We start from the raw sequence: 18,047 nt of genomic DNA on the forward strand, positions 1-18,047 counted from the left end.
AAATTTTATCAATATATTGTAAAATCCCTCTTATGTAATTCATAAAAAGACTCATTTGAATCCAAGACCAAAATGATCCTTCTAATCTATGATAACTAATAATCTTTTAGTCTTCTTTAAATACAAATATGAAATAACCAGGATGATAATAACATATCCTAGTACCCACCATAGATACGGAAACATGTTCCCATAATGTCCGCGTAATGTAGTTTTTCCAAGTCTACAGTAACAGTGTTGTTAGGAAACATAGCATTTCTGATTTAATCTTTCACACCCTTACCTCCAAGAATAAAGTCCAAATAAAACATATCTAGTGAAAAAGGAGTTCTTACTTTTTTATAGAATATACATCTTTATATTACGATAAAATAATTTTGGAGGTAGAGCTTATCATGAGAATAATTCATATTGTCTTACTCGGAATCTCCCTTTTGCTTATTGGCTGCAACGATAATGAAGCATCTGCTGGAATATCCTATGATCCGACAAAAATACGAAAATATTTAAAAGAAGAACAAAAAATTAAACCGAAATTACCAACTATATTTCCTATGGAAATCAAAGAATATGAGATTAATCCACAGACTTTTCCTGAATCTTCTGTACATGATGTACAGTTTACAGGGGAAAATGATGAAAAATTCATGCTTATGGTACATACAAAAGAGGTAACATACGATGGGAAACCAGATGGATATAAAGAGATAAGGATTAATAGTCATGATGGGTTTTATGCAGAGGATGATTTAGCCTCATCTGTTCATTGGAGAGATGGAGATTATCATTATATTTTCGAATATCAAGTTGCTGCTTCAGGGAAAAATGCCGTAGAACTAACAAAAGAAGATATGATCGGAATAGCTGAGTCATTCAAATAAAAAGCAGCATGAATAAATGTTTGAAACATTCAAAATAAGGAAGTTTCCTTGCCTTATCACTTTGTAACTATAAACGGACATAACAACAGTAAAGCACCGATCTGATCGATGCTTTTTCTTATAAGTCATCACTAGATTCTAGTTCGAAAACTCATGGTTATTAATATAAGAATTTCATTCAAGAAGCAACCCATTTGCCGCTCTGATTTCAACTTATCAACCTTTCTTTCTAAACCTGTTTCCTGTCTTAATATAGGTGATAGTAAAATTAACGAGCATGATCATTAAGGCTGTACCTATAATGATTAGTTGCAGACTGATGGTTAATTCACTTATAGGCATTAAAAGCAAGCTTACTGTAATAACCCCTTTATTTTAATTCCACCATATATTAGGCTACTCCAGTGGTATATGAGGAAAAGAGGTATTAACTATGTAGTCCGCACGCTTAACTTATTTTTCCTGAGGTTAAAGCTATAGTCAAAAGAACACTATATGATCACTCATGGTCTTTCCAAGTTGAATAAATAGAAAATATATTTATATAAATATACACTCTAGAACAATCTCCGTAAAAAGTTCTCTGTCATCTATTTACATCGCATCGACTACCATCTTGGCAATTGTTCCATTCGATAGAATAAATTTATCAATATTAATGTGTGAGAAATTCTCAACATGCTCTTCTCTTTCAATTTCTACGACTGTATGTACATGAGAGGCAATTCTTTCAACTGCACAGGCAATCATCAGTGATTTACCGTCGGTTAAGGTTTGATTTTGTATTCTATCATCTGAAAATATTAAAATTGATTTTGCATGTTGAATATTAGCTTTCTTTAATACTTCAACATTCGACGCCTCTCCCTTTATATAATGAATATTTCCATTCACGTAAGGAAGCTTCTCAAGCATATCAATTACAACAATTTCCGCTCTTTTATTTTTATCAAGAATCTCTTTAACCGCAATTTGTGCCTTATGTGACCAATCTATGATGACAATATGGTTCTTTCCTTCAAACATAATCTCGCCGCCCTCTTTGCGTTTTCTATAAACCGTAAAGCCTTCCATGACTTTTCCAATGAATGTTGCAAATAAGCCAATACCAACCACATAAAGAAATATAATCGTGAAAATTCTGCCGTCTGTTGTAGATGGTGACATATCCCCATATCCGACAGTTAACATCGTTGTCATTGTAAACCAGAAGGAATCCATATAGGTCGAAAATGTATCGGGCTCCACTACTCTTAACATGACTGTACTAAACACAATCAAGCATATTGTCAATGTGGTTAATAGTAACCATGACATATGAGTTAGTTTGAAATATAAATTGCGTAACATTATCATTAAAACACCTCTTCCAGCAATGGAAACCAGTCTCTTCATTCCATAAATTTATAGTCCTATCTCTCTATTATAATAGTGAACTACCAATTTAATATAGTAACATTTGGATTTTTATTCCTTTTATGGATATTCGACATTTAAAGGTTAAGATTATGGGTGGTGTTAAATACACTGATTCCAACCTTCATTAGAATACATTGATTGCTGTTCGTGTTAATATTTGACTACATTTTTCCTCTTAAAAATCACTAATAGTATAAATTTCTCTATATAAAAGCAGTAATCTTCCGTCTGATTTGGTAAAAAATGCAATATTTTGTATTTAGGTATTTCTTTACAGTAACTTTTTCAACTGGTATGTTAGAGAAAATAAGATATATACTTTCGCAGGGGTTAATAAATATGGGTTGAAATTGAAAAATCTTTTACATAATCCTGGTAAGGTTTTTTTATTTGTGTAAAAACTAATTTAATTCATAAATCGTTGGAAATTAGGGAGTTGTTATATGCATAGCATTGATAGTAGTATAGATCTATTTTCAAAAGACCTTTCAAATCACATACTCTCTTCTAAGGATATTTTAGCTAAAATACGATTTGATGATGACACCCATTCATATACTGATGAAATCAATATGATAATCAATAAATGGAGAATAAACCTTATCGAAATTTATGGTTTATCTTTTGTAGAAGGGCAAAGCGATACCTTTACTATTTTAAAAGAATGGAGCAAGGCAACGGTTGATTTACTCGTAAACCTGAATTTAACACTTGATGATGCCATTGAAGAAGTAAGGTTCTACCGTGAAAAAATAGGAGAAATCATCAAAAATAAAGCTAAGGAATCTTCAATGAGCCTCGATGTTTTCTATGCAACTATTTCAAAATTTGATTCAGTTGTGGACAAAGCAATCCACTGGCTTACCTTTTCGTTTTCTTCCCAATACGCAGAAAGAATAGTCCTGGCAGAAACGACAGCTTTTGAACTTTCTATTCCTGTTGTTAGGATTACATCCACTATAGGTATTATTCCTATCATAGGAGTTATGGACACTAAAAGAGCAAGCCACTTAATGGAAAAGGCTTTAAAGTCAGGAAGTGAATATAATTTAGATTATATGATCATAGATTTATCAGGTGTCCCGGTTATCGATACGATGGTTGCTCATCAAATATTTAAAGTGATGGATGCGTTGCAACTTATCGGTATAGGAACTCGTTTATCTGGTATCCGTGTAGAAATCGCCCAAACAATGGTTAGTTTAGGAATAAAAACTACAGCTAAAACCTTCTCAAGTTTACATTTAGCTATTAAAGATTTACTGTGATACATAGCACTCTCGGGTCATACAAAGCGGGGGTTGTTATAAAATAGTGAAATCAAAAAAAGACACCCAAATGAATGTCTAAAACAATGAAATTAGCCTAAACCAGCCTCCCATTCATGATCCATTCCGGAATAAACAATCTAACATTCCCTTTAGTGATACCTGCCAGTTCATATATTTCACGCAACATTTTTTCATACAAATTAGAATGTTTCACATCATGTAACAATCGTTCTTCCAAGCGTGTTTTCTCTCCTTCAGATTTTGTTACATAATACTGTTCTATGATTTCAAAAAAATGTACCGGCAGCAGCATCCTTGAAAATAACATTCGAGCAGAAAAAGTTGATAAAGGCGTAATGGATTGATAGTGGCGTAAAAATGACTCCACGCCTTGATGATACGTATTAGGCTGTTTAAAATAATACGCACGAATCCACTCGGCAATATCCCTCGCTCCATGATCAAAAACCCATTCACTAAACAGTTTACCGTGTGAGCCAGGTCCCCATGTGTCTGACGTGAAACGATCATAACAAACAGTACCTCCATCAACCATCTCTGGATTTTCGTCTATTTCGGTATCTACTAAATATTGAATCGCATTTTCCGCAAGGCCAGCGTAATAGGGATAACTATCAATAAACAATTTTTCAAAATCATTTTGCGGCTTAGCTGCCAACTTATCTCTCCAAACATTTTCGACCTGATCGATGCGTTGCTCCCACATTTCTTTCCATTTTCCGATTCTTGAGCAAAATTCTATACGTTGCGGAATCGTCCTGCCGTGATAATGGAATATCGCCAACTCTCTGCCTACTTCTAGCAAATCAGGCATCTCTAACCCTTTTATACAAACCACAAAGCTTTTACTATCTATTTCGGTCAATAACTTTTGCTCATTATTTAACAGGGGAAGCCATACTCCCTTCTCCCCTTTGTTCTGCAAATGATAAGCGAGATTATTTCGTTCTTGAAGCTCCTGCTCTTCCATATAGATTTCGAAACTTAAGAAGTCCTTTCCTCCGCCGGCATATTGTTTCATCGCTCCACTAGTCTTTTCCTGATCTACTGTTATCCCATATTTTTCGTACAATATTTGTTTGTTCATCACAATTTTCTTCATCACCTCTTATTCAATTGCTTACTATGATAAGTATATGGGCAAGATAACTTTTATATGTGGTTAACATCACGATATACATACTATATTTCATGGAAGTTGGTGTCTTCGTATGAAAGGGAAACCTGTAGATATGACTGAACAAACAGCAAGAAAATGGTTGCATGACCGTGGAGTGACGGTTCAAGATATTGGTGAATTAGTGTTGTACCTACAGCATCAATATCATGATAATCTGCTCTTAGATGAATGCATTCACAATGTAGAACGCGTGCTATCCAAGCGTGAAGTTCAAAATGCCATATTAACAGGCATTCAACTGGATATGCTCTCTGAAAAAGGAATGCTGGAGGAACCTTTACAATCCATTATTAAAACAGATGAAGGATTATATGGGGTTGATGAGATATTAGCGTTTAGTATTGTTAATGTATATGGCTCCATCGGTTTTACGAATTACGGTTATATTGATAAGAAGAAACCAGGAATACTGGAGAAGCTGAATGATAAATCTTCCGGTGAATGCCATACCTTTTTGGATGATATTGTGGGTGCCATTGCGGCGGCAGCATCCAGTCGCCTGGCCCACAGTGTAGAGAACTTAGAGTAAAAAGGACTGCGTTTTTATGGAATAGATTTTTATGAATGTCTCCATTCACTTAATGATTAATATAAACTCTTGAAGATTCACCAAAAAGAACGAAAGAGCGACTCTTGTCTCTTTCGTTCTTGAAAATGTTATTTCGTACCATCTTTTGTTAGTTAATCATTCACTAGCGCCAGTTCTATTTCTTCAAAATTCACTTCTACTGCAAGCTCTATTGTATATAGGACAAAGATAAGAGCACCTATAGCAGCTAGAATGAAAAGGGGTAATGTCCCCCTTTTATTCTTATCATTATCATAATTCCCTAATTTTTATAGATAACGATAAAGCTCGTGACAGTCGTGTGTATGTTTCTCTTTCTGAAAATATCCTCCTAACCCAATTTAGTTTGTGAAATATTGAACTTTATATGGAAATCTATTAACTGGTATGCTAGAATACTTGTGTATCAGTGGAGGACTTATTCATTTTGTTGGTTTTTGTGTTTCCAGGCCTAACTTGATGGCTCGCGTTTGGTGCTCATAAATGCCAGCGCTTTCTCTTTTATCAATTTCAAGTCATAAATTAAGCATAAATGTACAAACTACAAGATGATAAAGAAGAACTTTCACAAATTAACAGTAAGGGAGTATTACATAGGATGACTAAAGTGGATTTAAAAGCAAAACCTTACCATTTATCTGACGAAGATATTAAATGGGTAGAAGATACAATCAAGTCCATGACAATCGAAGAAAAGATTGGTCAATTATTCGTAAACATGGGAGCTAGCCGTACAGAAGAATATCTTACTGGCATGACTAACAATTACCATATCGGTGCTGTTCGTTACAACCCTGGTAAAGCTGAAGAAGTTTATGATCAAAATAAAATACTTCAAGAAAACAGCAAAATTCCATTATTGATTGCTGCTAATACAGAAGCTGGCGGTAATGGTGCTTGTACAGATGGTACAGAAGTAGGTCTTGAAGTTAAAATTGGTGCAACAAAGGATGCAAAATGGGCATACGAAATGGGTCGAGTTTCTGGTGTAGAAGCATCTGCTATTGGATGTAACTGGAGCTTTGCGCCAATTGTTGATATCCATATGAACTGGCGTAACCCAATCATCTCAAGCCGTACTTTCGGTTCCGACCCAGATCAAGTTTTAGAAATGAGCTTGGCGTACATGAAAGGTATTCAAGAAAGCGGAATCGCTCCTGCTGCTAAACACTTCCCTGGTGATGGTGTTGACGAGCGTGACCAACATTTATCTTTCGCGCCTAACAGCTTATCTTGTGATGAATGGGATCAAACTTTCGGAAAAGTTTACAAAGGCTTAATCGATGCTGGCCTACCTTCCATTATGGCTGGTCACATCCATATGCCTGCTTATTCTAAGCACTTTAACCCAAGTCTTACAGATGAAGATTTACTGCCAGCAACACTTTCTAAAGAACTTATCACTGATTTATTGCGTGGTAAATTAGAATTCAACGGTGTTGTTGTTACAGATGCGAGCCACATGGTTGCGATGACATCTGCAATGAAACGCAGTGAAATGCTTCCAACTGCAATTGCTGCTGGTTGTGACTTATTCTTATTCTTCAACGATCCAGATGAAGATTTCGGTTACATGATGGACGGATACAAAAACGGTATTATTACAGAAGAGCGTTTAGAGGCTGCTCTTACTCGTATCCTTGGTCTTAAAGCATCTTTAGGACTTCACAAAAAAGCAAAAACAGAAATCATGATGCCGAAAGAAGAAGCACTTAAACAAATCGGTCTTCCTGAAAACGTTAAGCTATTTAAAGAAGTTACAGATCTTGCCATCACATTAGTAAAAGACAAACAAGATATCTGGCCTGTTACTCCTGAGAAGTACAAACGAGTATTATTAGTTAACGTAAAAACGGCTGAAGGTGCCTTCAGTAAATTAATTAGCGGAAACAAACCTAAACCAATCGATCTTCTAAAAGCAGAGCTTGAAGCACAAGGCTTTGAAGTGGAAATTCACGAATCTCCAATGGATAAAATCGCGGACCTGCCACCAGAAGAACAAATGAAGAGCATCATGAACGCATATGCAGCAAAACGCCCTATTAAAGAATTAACGGATAAATATGATTTAATCATTAATATCGCTAATATCAAAATGGGTGAAGTTGTTCAACGTATGACTTGGAATGCTTTAAAAGGAACACCTGATATTCCTTTCTACGTTCATGAAGTACCAACTATTTTTGTTTCTGTAAACTACCCATTCCACTTAGCGGATGTACCGCAAGTTAAAACATACATCAACACGTATGATGGTAATAAAGAAACAATTGAAGTACTAGTAGAAAAAATGATGGGTAAATCACCATTCAAGGGTGACAGCCCAGTTGATGCATACTGCGGATTAAAAGATACTTACATTTAATCTGTCAAAAGCAAAAAAGGATTAAACCTTTTTCGGTTTAATCCTTTTTCTCTATTTTCCTCAGACTAATTTTTCATACCAGACATAGAAAACACACATTTTCTTTACTTCTGTTTTTAAAATCTACTATATAAAGTAAGATTTTTTTTAATCTAAACATAGGAAGCGATCGCTCTGCCTGCTACCCGTCCGGTAAATAAACACCCACCTAAAAATGTCCCTTCCAGCGAACGATATCCATGTATTCCTCCCCCACCGAACCCAGAGACCTCACCAGCTGCAAAAAAACCAGGAATAGCTTCACCTTTAGAATTAAGAACTCGAGCAGATAAATCTGTTTGTAAACCGCCGAGTGTTTTCCGGCTCACAATATGTAACCGAACCGCAATCAATGGGCTGTTTTTAGGATCCAGTATTTTATGTGGTTTAGCAACACGGATCAATTTATCTCCTATATAATGTCTTGCTCCCCGTAAAGCGGTTATCTGTAGATCCTTGGTGAATTTATTCTCCATTTCACGATCTCTCGCTTTTATTTGTCTTTCAATTTCTTCGTAATTTAATAGATTCTCTACTGTTAATTCATTCATTCCTTTAACCAGTTCCATTAAGTTATCGGCAATGACAAAATCCTCGCCATGATCCATAAATGCCTTTACCGGACCAGGAGGACCAGGAAGTACTCTGCTTAGGACCTTGCGGATACTTTTATTCGTTAAATCCGGATTTTGCTCAGAACCGGATAGCGCAAATTCTTTCTCAATAATTTTTTGTGTCAAAATAAACCAAGAGTAATCAAACCCTGTTTTTTGAATAGCCTCCAGGGTGCCAAGTGTATCATAGCCTGGGAAGTTGGGGGCCGGAAAGCGCTGGCCTGTTGCATTCAGCCAAATAGAGGACGGACCTGGCAAAATTCTAATGCCATGGTTTTCCCAAACCGAGTTCCAATTTTTGATCCCCTCTGTGTAATGCCACATACGATCTGGATTTACAATACGGCCACCCGCCTCTTCTGATATCCCCAGCATTCTACCGTCCACATGTGCCGGGACCCCTGAAATCATGTTCTTTGGAGGCAGCCCCAGTCTTTTTGGCCAATTTGCGCGGATTAAATCATGGTTGGCACCGATACCGCCGCTAGATACAAGAACTGCTTTACTAGAAAACTCAAAATGGCTGATAACGTCCCTGTTGCTTTTCTCGCCTCTTAAAGCCGAACTGGCTGCCAGTATAGAACCCTTTACTCCTTGAATTATCCCATTACCGCTGTTCAGTTCATCTACACGGTGACGAGGCTGATACTCAACTATTCCATTTTTAATATGCTCTCTTACCCTTTTCTCAAAAGGCGCTACAATACCTGGCCCTGTTCCCCAAACAATATGAAATCTTGGTACTGAGTTACCATGTCCTTCAGCCAAATAACCTCCTCTTTCTGCCCAACCAACTACAGGAAAAAAGCGGACACCCTGTTTTTGAAGCCAAGCTCGTTTTTCCCCAGCAGCAAAATCAATATACGCTTCTGCCCATTTTTTGCCCCAATAATCCTCCTCATCTCGATCAAACCCTGCAGTACCCATCCAATCCTGCCAAGCCAATTCCTTGGAATCTTTAATACCCATACGACGTTGTTCTGGGGAATCTACTAAAAATAAACCACCGAATGACCACCAAGCTTGTCCGCCTAATGATGCTTCAGGTTCTTGATCTAGCAATAATACCTTTTTCCCTGCATCTGCAATTTCTGCTGTAGCCACCAAACCCGCCAAACCAGCCCCAATAACTATCGCATCGAACTCCAATGCATTACCCCCTTTTTGATAAACGTTTATACTCTTATATTAAACTACAGTTCCATAATTTAGGTATGTATACTGGTATAAAAAGATGAATTTACTTTGCTTAAATTTATGAGCCATAAATCAACATTTTTATAAATAAAAAACCAGCCTAGTACCAGACTGGTTCAATAATCATCCTCATCCTCTTCCTCATCGGAGAAATAATCCACGAATTCATATTTTGCTTCATCATCTGTTCGTTCCACTTCTGTAGCTTGATACTCCCCCATGTTCTCGTCCACTAATGCAATATACATCTCTCTGCGTCCAGCCTCATATTCATCATTGACTTCCATGAATCCACTCACGACATAATGATCGTCATCTTTGTTGTACTCGACTTTGCTCTTTCCGATGAATTCAAAAGTTTCTCCCTTTGATGAAGCATCTTCCACTTTTTCCTTGGCCGTCCTGATGATTTTGTTTTCCGCGTCTGAGTAATATTTATAGATAGTAAAGGCCACTATCCCTAATATCAATACTGCTGCTATGATAATCATCACTTTATATCTCTTAGCCATCTTCTTTTTCCCCCTCTATGGTTATACATTTTTCTTCCTTCATAAGCTCCGTCGTGTCTCCTTCATGACAATTGCCGGCATAGCATTTTCCGTTTTTCTTATGAAAAAGATGGTGTACATACCTCTACCATTTATATGAATATATGGCGCACCGTATCATTTTATTTCATTTATTTATTGATGAATTGCTCTGAGAGATTAAGGATTTATTTGAAAAAAGCAGGGGTACCACTTCTTGAATCTAACGAAACGGACTATGTATTCTATGATTGAATTTGTGAAGAGAGTGGATCAAACATATGTGGCTACGGAAATTGGGGAAAAACAGATGCAGGTGCCTTGACTGAAGGTGGATGGTCCAATAAAGGATGGTAAGGTAACATTCATATATATTATGAGACTTATATTAGAGGTAGTTATTGAAGATATTAGAAGGAATAAATAGGATGGGGCAAATAGAAAAGGAGTCCATAAAGTATACAGACTTATGTACTCCCCCTTTTAGTTACTCATTTAAAAAGCAATGCACTCTATGCCAGGCAAAATTATTTATTAATGTATTTTTCAAAAATCGCACCAAAATCCTTCATGTGATACTGATTATAGGATGATTTTAACCATTCAAATGTAAATTCAGTTATCCCTTTGTATGTGTTTGTTAATGAAGTTTCTTCAGATCTTGAATTTTGTAAAGTTTGAACCGCTCGTTCAAGCCCTTCTTTGGCATGATTCATTTGAATGGAGTTTTCATAAGTGATCTCCTCAATACGTAATAATGCTTTATATAAATCTTTTAATTGTTCAACTTGATTTTTCTTCACATCAATATCAAAATGAACATTTCCTACATCAAACTTGATCTCTGTATCCATATCCAACCGACCTGCTGTTTCAAGCATGACATTGGTAATCTTAAACTTAGAATATGGGTATCGTTTTAATAACCGTTTAGATGAGATAGCATTCTCTCCATCAACATGGATCAAAGCCAAATTGGTAAAGCAATATTCATCTGCCTTCGTTTTAATGAGAAAGTAAATCTTCTCATTATCCTCATGCATTACATAGTCATCAGCATCCGTCTTATCATAATCTTCTGGCGGAATAATAGTACCAACGTCAGACAAACCAAGCGCATCAGAAGCCATTTTCTTTAACATGTATATCACCTCATTCTAGTTGATATTTTTACTATATCAGAAAAATGATTAGTGTAAAATTCGTTTCATTTATGCTTGTAAAAACACAAGAATTTTCCATTAGTTTTCATATCATTAATCTTCGTATATTTTCGTTATTTTTGCTATTTCTTCACCAAGCTTTTTATAACTGTTTACTTCTTCATGAGGAGATTGTGAATTCTTTTTTTGTTTCCGGTTTCTTTCTTCTTTTTTTGTATGAGACATATTTATACCTCCATTATAAATTTGGTTCATGGGTGTATTTGATGAGTGTATACTGCCCCATTCTCCTTAATTTTTTGATGTCTTAGCGTTTTAATTTTATTCTTATGGGCTAGATTCGCGCTGGCACTTCCTAATTCCATAAGAGAATTCAGTATCGTTTTACTGGAATCAAAGCCCTGCTTACTCTCTTGATCCTGCATCAAGTTATCTGTTAGACATACTATCCTCCTTCTCTTATTTAGTATTAGAAAGTGAAAGTTAAATATGCACTGTTTGTTCTGGTTATGACTTAATCAGTATGGGAAACTCCATATTTCATATTGAATAGCCACTTTACAACAAGGCAATGCCAATTATGGCTTCCCTATGAGTATGAGCTATTTTAAAACGTTGATCTTTCAGTACTTCATCCTTACACTTGTATAACTAGTTTGTCCGCCTTTACTTTTTGTATTAAATAAACGCACACGAACAATCATTCAATTAAACCAACCTAAACATTTAAATTGAAGATATAAATTTTAGTAAAATACCCTAATAAGGAATATCTTAATAACGATTCTTCCATAAACCTAAAGAAGCCTCAAAATTAGATTTTGAGGAGACGAAAGAAATAATACTACCATTTACTCGTTTTTATTAAAATAAAGCTCACTATCAGAGTGAGAAAAAGGGCTCCAATAAATGCAGGTAACAAATAAAATCCTCCCGGATCAGGACCCATTTCACCGATAATACCTGTACCAAGCCAAGCACCAACTATACCAGCCAGGAAATTTCCAATCATCCCATTATGAACGTTTTCATAAATAAGTAATCCCGTAATCCAACCAATAAAGCCACCAACAAACAGGATGCCAATAAAGGACATTCTAAGACTCCTCCCTTTTTGGCCAGTATATGTAAGGAGCAGTTAAATGGCTTTACTTGGAGGGAAAGCGGACATGTTATTCTTTTTTATTTAGTCTAATTAACGTAGTTACAATGACCAAGCCACCTAGTATTAAAAATACCCTTTAAGATAGATACTAATAAAAGTCTCTCTTAAAAGGTATTTAGTAGAATCTGTGGAGTTTTCATAAATCCTATACTAATTCAATAGCCATTCCGGGCTTCACATGATCCAAAACTGGCAAGTCACCAGATTTCACCCTTCCGATGACATTAACTCGTTCATCAGCAGGTAAATCTGTCAGCGTAATTTGCATTTCCCCACGATAACGCCCATAAAGGTCATTATCAATTGTAATACTTCCTTTCAGACGGTGATTATTTAGCATAGGCGGAACAGATTCAGCTACCCTTGTATCCATGAAACGCAGAACGTCCCTGGAGGAATCGGGTCGTAAGCGGTATTCCCCAAGATTATCAAATCCTTGCTCCGTTTGGATTACAATTTTTCCATTATCAAAGTCAATCATCCTCTTTATCAAGTCTACTCCTGGCTTCGGATCGCCGACAAATACATCTGACGCCCCCTCTTTATATAGTTCAAGCGCAGCTACGAAAGGATCTTTATGGCGATGTTGCTCGAGAGTCGGAAGACCTTCAAATAATGGACCTCTTTTCTCGCCAGTTCCCACCACAAAAGCAAAGACTGGAATACCATACCGTGAGTAAAATTCATTTTGCTCCCGGAAAAATGATGCGCTTAATCCCGTTTCCTTCCGCGGATAAAAATTATGCCACCCGATTAACTGTTCACTTTTGAGTCCGTTATTTAGCAAAGCCTGTATATCCCGTTCGAACAAAACACTAGCATTGACTGCAATTTTAAATTTTTTTGCCAAGCTGACAATGAAACCAATATCAAAGAAGTCATCCAGCCTTAGACCGGTAACACCCAATTCTTGCAGATGAAACAAACTGTCTATACCTAAATGACCCGGCGTTTTTAAGGAAACATCGGCATATACGTCAATCCCAAATTCTTTAGCCAGGTTTAGCAGCTTTTTGGCACGTATAGCAAGCTCACCCGCTTCCTCCGGGATATGAAGCGAGGTAAATCCCCTCTTCACTCCCATTTGGCCTGCTTTGATAATACGTTCCTCTGCCAGTGGATCATTTAGATAAAAGGATATTCCGCTCAATCATACTCACCCGCCATTTCATCTTTGAACCCGAACAGGTACGTAAAGATGAAGCCAGCAACATAAGCAATCAATACTCCTACTAAGTAGAGCAGAACTTCACCATTGTTCACAAGGAATGCAAGTGGTAATCCGGAGACCCCGATGGCTGTTGTTGCAATATTGAAATGCGCTTGGAATGCTGCACCAACACCTGCCCCCAAACATGCGGTCAAGAACGGGCGGCCGAGGGGCAATGTTACCCCGAAGATCAATGGCTCACCGATTCCCAGGATACCTGCTGGAAGTCCGCCACCAATTGCTCTTTTTAAACGTGTTTTCTTTGTTTTCATATATATAGCGAACGCAGCTCCTACCTGGCCGGCACCACCCATAGCAAGTATAGGTAATAATGGGTCGTCTCCAATTGTATTAATCAATTCCAAATGAATAGGAGTGAGACCTTGATGTAAGCCTGTCACAACCAACGGCAAGAATGTCGCCCCAAGAACGAATCCTGCAAACATTCCTCCAATATCAAGCACGGCGGTCAATCCGTCTGTAATCACGTCGGATATGAATCCTCCAACAGGCATAAATACTAAATATGTCATAATTCCTGTAAGCAAAAGAGCAACTGTAGGCGTTACGATAATATCAAGCGATGCCGGGACATACTTTCGGACATTCCTTTCGATAAAAGCCATAAATATTGCAGCAAACATAACCCCAATCAATCCGCCGCGTCCGGGTAACAACTCTTCCCCGAACAAGACAATTTGAGCAGCAGCTGGGTTAATAATTAATATACCTGCTAACCCGCCCAGTGCAGGAGAGCCTCCGAATTCTTTTGCGGTATTGATCCCAACGAATATACCTAAATAGGTGAACAACCCTCCGCCGATAACCGTTAAAATGATAGCAAGTTGCGATTCAGCCGATAACCACCCAGCTTGGATGATCGCCTTGGATATCCCATTGACTAAACCTGAAGCAACTAAGGCAGGAATCAAAGGAATAAAGATACTTGCAATTTTCCTCAAAAAGAGCTTAAATGGCGTGCTGTTTTTCTTTTTAAGCTCACCTTTCAGACTTGAAGCCCGCTCATCAAGATTGATCTCCCCTGACCCTTTAACCAGCTTGGCGAATTCTTCCGTGACCTTATTGACATGCCCAGGGCCGACGATTATTTGCAGCGTTTCTTCTTCAACAAAGCCTAGGACTCCATCAATTTTTTTAATAGCTTCTTTATTCACGAGTGATTCATCATAAGGTGTGACTCTAAGACGTGTCATACAGTTCGTGTAGGATTTAATATTTTTTGCCCCACCCAACTGCTCCAAGATTTTTTCAGCCAGAATTTTGTATCCTTGACCAGCCATTCTCTTACCCCCCAAAAAAAGTTTATTTGTTTGTCTTGCCTTTCATAAACCTAATAGCCTCTCTCGTCCTATCGATGGATTTGACCGTTTCTTCATACTGCTCTGTTGCCATGCTTAAAAATAAAATATCAATCATGAACAGCTGAGCCAGCCTTGAAGAAGTGGCTGCACTCCGAAAAGGGGCTTCCTTCGAATAGGATGTATATAAATTAATATCGGCTAATGCTGCTACCGATGAGGGCCCATATTTAGTTAAACTGATCGTTTGGATGCCTTGTTTCTTTGCAAGTCTCGTAACTTCGATGACCTCAATTGTTTCACCAGAAAATGAAATTGTGAACACCACCTCATCCGGCTCAGCATTAGCAATCAATGTTGCCACAAGATGCGCATCCGAAAATGCCGTTGCTCCTTTGTTGATCCGAAGCAGCTTTTGCTGCGCATCCAAGGCGATGATCGAGGATGCTCCGATTCCGAAGAAATGGACATTTTTTGCTTTCAACAGCACATTGACCGCTTTTTTTAGTTCTTCGTAGTTGATTACCTCAGAAGAATCACGCAAACTTTGTATACTGTTATTCAAAGTTTTTTGGACTATCATCTCGGCGGTTTCATTCCGTTCAATGTCTCTGTATCCTGGTTCCTCTGGCTTACCGAGATCACCGGCGATCCGAACCTTCAAATCCTGGAAGCCATTCAGCCCGAGTGACTTGCATAACCTGATGACGGCAGCCCCGCTTGAATTTGTCTTTTCTGCCAATTCATTGACGTTACAATTTACGACTTCATACGGATTTTCTAATATATATTCAGCGACTTTCTTCTCTGAGTTTGGTAATTGTCCCACCATGTTCACTACCATCTTCAATACTCCAGAAATCACTTATAATCACCTACTTATTTTTAAATCATTCTGCAATATCGGCTTCTATGGCTTTACGGACATACCCTCCGGATTGCTCCAGAATCAAAACCGCTTCTTCCTTTTTGACATCCTTTTTTAGCATGACCAAGGCGACTTTTACTTGATGATCAGCAGTTTCCAATGTTTGTCTGGCTGTTTCATAGCTTGCTCCTGTGATTTTGACAATAATTCCAATCGCTCTTTCTTTGAGTTTCTCGTTGCTGACATGAACATCAATCATCAAGTTCTCATAAGCTTTGCCGAGCAAAACCATTGAGGAAGTTGAAATCATGTTAAGAATCATTTTGTGAGCGGTTGCAGATTTAAGCCTAGTGGATCCCGTCAGAACTTCCGGCCCTACAATAACTTCGATGGCATGATCTGCCTCTTTACTGATGCTAGCCTGTTTATTACATGAAAGTGCCACTGTTTTGGCGCCTACCGCACGTGCGTAACGAAGTGCACCAATAACATAGGGCGTCCTGCCACTTGCAGCAATGCCGATGACCGTATCATCTTCAGTAAGACCGATATCCTTCAAATCTTTTTCGCCATCCTCAGGCCTGTCTTCCGCACCTTCAACCGCTTTCGTGAATGCGCTTTCTCCACCTGCAATAATACCCTGCACCATTTCTGGGTTGGTACTGAAGGTCGGTGGGCATTCTACTGCATCTAGAACACCAAGCCTTCCGCTTGTCCCGGCTCCCATATAAATTAGGCGTCCTCCTTTTTTGAAGGATGAAATAGCAAAGCGGACGGCCGTTTCCACATCGGGCAAAACCTCTTGAACTGCAGCGGCAACTTTTTGATCTTCCTCATTTAAAATTCGCAGTATTTCCATCGGACTGGATGTATCAATCTGCATGCTTCTCTCGTTACGTGATTCCGTTGTTAATCGATTCAAATTATCTTTCATTAATAAGACCTCCAAGATATTCCCACACAAAGTTACCAATTACTAGTAATCTAACACTTCCAATATACTCCAGTTGAAATCAATATTCAATAATTTAATAGAATATTTAAAACTTTGTTTCATTCTAATCCAAAAAAAGAAGTATACTCTATGCATCGCTGCATAAGAATATGCTATAAATTCCCAATTTTTTTCTTACAATATATATCTTCTAATTGCATGTGCCACACCTAATCTGTCATTCGTTTCCGTCACAGCATCAGCTGCTTCCTTGACTGCCTCCGGCGCATTTCCCATAGCTATGCCAAGTCCCGCTGAAAGCAGCATTTGTCTATCGTTAAAGTTGTCACCGATCGCAGCGACCTCAGACATTTCCAAGCCAAGCCTTTTTGCCAAATATTCCAAAGCAGATGCCTTAGTAATCTTTGGAGGAGTAATTTCAAGGCTTGTGAAACCGAAGCTGCTGCTCACTTCAAAATGATTTTCCATTTTGAATAGCCGATCCATAAATCCTTCATAGTCCCCTTGGTCCTTCCGAAAAGCAGCCAGCTTTTGAATGGCAGGTTCGTTTTCTTTCACATATTCATCGAAAGAATGAAACAGCCTGATTTGGCACTGCGCCCGGTATCGTTCATAGCCTGCCATTTCTGAACCGGTTCCTTGTAAAGGCAGGATATTATTCTCAATCCATTTTTCATTCCATTTATTTTTCTCAGGAACTAGTAAACAGTCACCCTCATACAAATGCCCATATACCCCATAGTTTTGGCACGCATCTATAAAGGCCAGCAGACTTTCTTTTTTAAAGGTAGATTGCTGTATAATCTTTCCGTCTGGCCCTTGTATAACAGCCCCATTGTAGGCAATGATTGGATCTGTTATACGGATAGTCTCCGCTATCCACCTAGTCGCCAAAGGCGTCCTGCCGCTGCAGATGATCACCTTTCCTCCCCTTGATTTAAAGTCATGCAGGGCCTCAATCGTTTCTTTGTCAATATCCATCTTCGCATTCAACAAAGTTCCATCCAAATCAACCGCTAATAATTTATATTCCATCTAAGTATCCCTCCCGTGTACATATATGTATGTAGGAATTATCAAATAACCTGACCACCAACCGCATTGACTTTTTCTATAAGAGAGTGAGATTGGCTATAAAGGATGACCAATTATAAAGAATAAATATATTCAGAAAAATAAAAGTGCGATAACAGATTGCTTACTATTAATCTATCTTGCACATGCATCAAAGAGAGCATGTACTGGGAATACCATTATAAGAACGAGACGGATTTTCTTGTAG

Annotated in this window: 16 protein-coding genes; 4 read left to right on the plus strand and 12 right to left on the minus strand. The window is 37.9% G+C overall.

Going from position 1 to position 18,047, the window contains the following annotated elements; translation table 11 throughout:
• Nucleotides 1-395: 395 nt before the first annotated feature.
• Complete coding sequence (locus AC4G3K_RS13825; RefSeq protein ID WP_491133676.1) at nucleotides 396-881, plus strand: hypothetical protein; 486 nt, start codon at nucleotides 396-398, stop codon at nucleotides 879-881.
• A 594-nt stretch (nucleotides 882-1,475) separates the two neighbouring features.
• On the opposite strand, the gene AC4G3K_RS13830 is transcribed toward AC4G3K_RS13825, so the two are convergent.
• Nucleotides 1,476-2,237, minus strand: coding sequence for an ion channel (locus tag AC4G3K_RS13830; RefSeq protein ID WP_491133677.1), 762 nt, complete (start codon nucleotides 2,235-2,237; stop codon nucleotides 1,476-1,478).
• Nucleotides 2,238-2,743: 506 nt separating this feature from the next.
• Here AC4G3K_RS13830 and AC4G3K_RS13835 point away from each other — a divergent pair.
• Nucleotides 2,744-3,568 (plus strand): STAS domain-containing protein, encoded by an 825-nt coding sequence (locus AC4G3K_RS13835; protein WP_491133678.1) that lies wholly within the window; start codon nucleotides 2,744-2,746, stop codon nucleotides 3,566-3,568.
• A 97-nt stretch (nucleotides 3,569-3,665) separates the two neighbouring features.
• Here the strand turns inward: AC4G3K_RS13835 and yutH are convergent, their stop codons facing one another.
• Nucleotides 3,666-4,679, minus strand: coding sequence for a spore coat putative kinase YutH (gene yutH / locus AC4G3K_RS13840; RefSeq protein ID WP_491133679.1), 1,014 nt, complete (start codon nucleotides 4,677-4,679; stop codon nucleotides 3,666-3,668).
• A gap of 124 nt (nucleotides 4,680-4,803) precedes the next feature.
• On the opposite strand from yutH, the gene AC4G3K_RS13845 reads away from it, so the two are divergent.
• Both AC4G3K_RS13845 and AC4G3K_RS13850 read left to right on the plus strand, forming a co-directional pair.
• Complete coding sequence (locus AC4G3K_RS13845) at nucleotides 4,804-5,301, plus strand: phosphatidylglycerophosphatase A family protein (RefSeq protein ID WP_491075074.1); 498 nt, start codon at nucleotides 4,804-4,806, stop codon at nucleotides 5,299-5,301.
• Between the two features lie 637 nt (nucleotides 5,302-5,938).
• A complete protein-coding gene (locus AC4G3K_RS13850; RefSeq protein ID WP_491133680.1) occupies nucleotides 5,939-7,705 on the plus strand; it encodes a glycoside hydrolase family 3 protein in 1,767 nt (588 codons plus the stop codon).
• A gap of 152 nt (nucleotides 7,706-7,857) precedes the next feature.
• Here AC4G3K_RS13850 and AC4G3K_RS13855 read toward each other — a convergent pair whose 3' ends face one another.
• The 10 genes from AC4G3K_RS13855 to AC4G3K_RS13900 all read right to left on the minus strand — a co-directional run bounded on the left by AC4G3K_RS13855 (nucleotide 7,858) and on the right by AC4G3K_RS13900 (nucleotide 17,800).
• The gene (locus AC4G3K_RS13855) at nucleotides 7,858-9,507 is read right to left on the minus strand and encodes an FAD-binding dehydrogenase (protein ID WP_491133681.1); all 1,650 of its coding nucleotides are present in this window, start codon (nucleotides 9,505-9,507) and stop codon (nucleotides 7,858-7,860) included.
• A gap of 164 nt (nucleotides 9,508-9,671) precedes the next feature.
• A complete protein-coding gene (locus AC4G3K_RS13860) occupies nucleotides 9,672-10,067 on the minus strand; it encodes a hypothetical protein (protein ID WP_491133682.1) in 396 nt (131 codons plus the stop codon).
• A gap of 545 nt (nucleotides 10,068-10,612) precedes the next feature.
• A complete protein-coding gene (locus tag AC4G3K_RS13865) occupies nucleotides 10,613-11,227 on the minus strand; it encodes a PH domain-containing protein (protein WP_491133683.1) in 615 nt (204 codons plus the stop codon).
• Between the two features lie 114 nt (nucleotides 11,228-11,341).
• A complete protein-coding gene (locus tag AC4G3K_RS13870) occupies nucleotides 11,342-11,473 on the minus strand; it encodes a DUF6254 family protein (protein WP_491075069.1) in 132 nt (43 codons plus the stop codon).
• Between the two features lie 619 nt (nucleotides 11,474-12,092).
• The gene (locus AC4G3K_RS13875; RefSeq protein WP_491133684.1) at nucleotides 12,093-12,344 is read right to left on the minus strand and encodes a GlsB/YeaQ/YmgE family stress response membrane protein; all 252 of its coding nucleotides are present in this window, start codon (nucleotides 12,342-12,344) and stop codon (nucleotides 12,093-12,095) included.
• A gap of 214 nt (nucleotides 12,345-12,558) precedes the next feature.
• Nucleotides 12,559-13,563: a MupG family TIM beta-alpha barrel fold protein gene (locus AC4G3K_RS13880; protein WP_491133685.1), complete on the minus strand. Its 1,005-nt coding sequence runs from the start codon at nucleotides 13,561-13,563 to the stop codon at nucleotides 12,559-12,561.
• Nucleotides 13,560-14,924 (minus strand): PTS transporter subunit EIIC, encoded by a 1,365-nt coding sequence (locus AC4G3K_RS13885; protein WP_491075066.1) that lies wholly within the window; start codon nucleotides 14,922-14,924, stop codon nucleotides 13,560-13,562. Before AC4G3K_RS13885 ends, AC4G3K_RS13880 begins: the two co-directional genes overlap by 4 nt.
• A 22-nt stretch (nucleotides 14,925-14,946) precedes the next feature.
• Nucleotides 14,947-15,807 carry a MurR/RpiR family transcriptional regulator gene (locus AC4G3K_RS13890; protein ID WP_491133686.1) on the minus strand — a complete coding sequence of 287 codons (861 nt, stop codon included), beginning with the start codon at nucleotides 15,805-15,807 and terminating at the stop codon, nucleotides 14,947-14,949.
• Nucleotides 15,808-15,832: 25 nt separating this feature from the next.
• Complete coding sequence (murQ, locus tag AC4G3K_RS13895; protein WP_491133687.1) at nucleotides 15,833-16,744, minus strand: N-acetylmuramic acid 6-phosphate etherase; 912 nt, start codon at nucleotides 16,742-16,744, stop codon at nucleotides 15,833-15,835.
• Between the two features lie 195 nt (nucleotides 16,745-16,939).
• The gene (locus tag AC4G3K_RS13900) at nucleotides 16,940-17,800 is read right to left on the minus strand and encodes an HAD family hydrolase (protein ID WP_491133688.1); all 861 of its coding nucleotides are present in this window, start codon (nucleotides 17,798-17,800) and stop codon (nucleotides 16,940-16,942) included.
• Nucleotides 17,801-18,047 lie beyond the last annotated feature (247 nt).

Source organism: Bacillus sp. z26 (assembly GCF_058313635.1).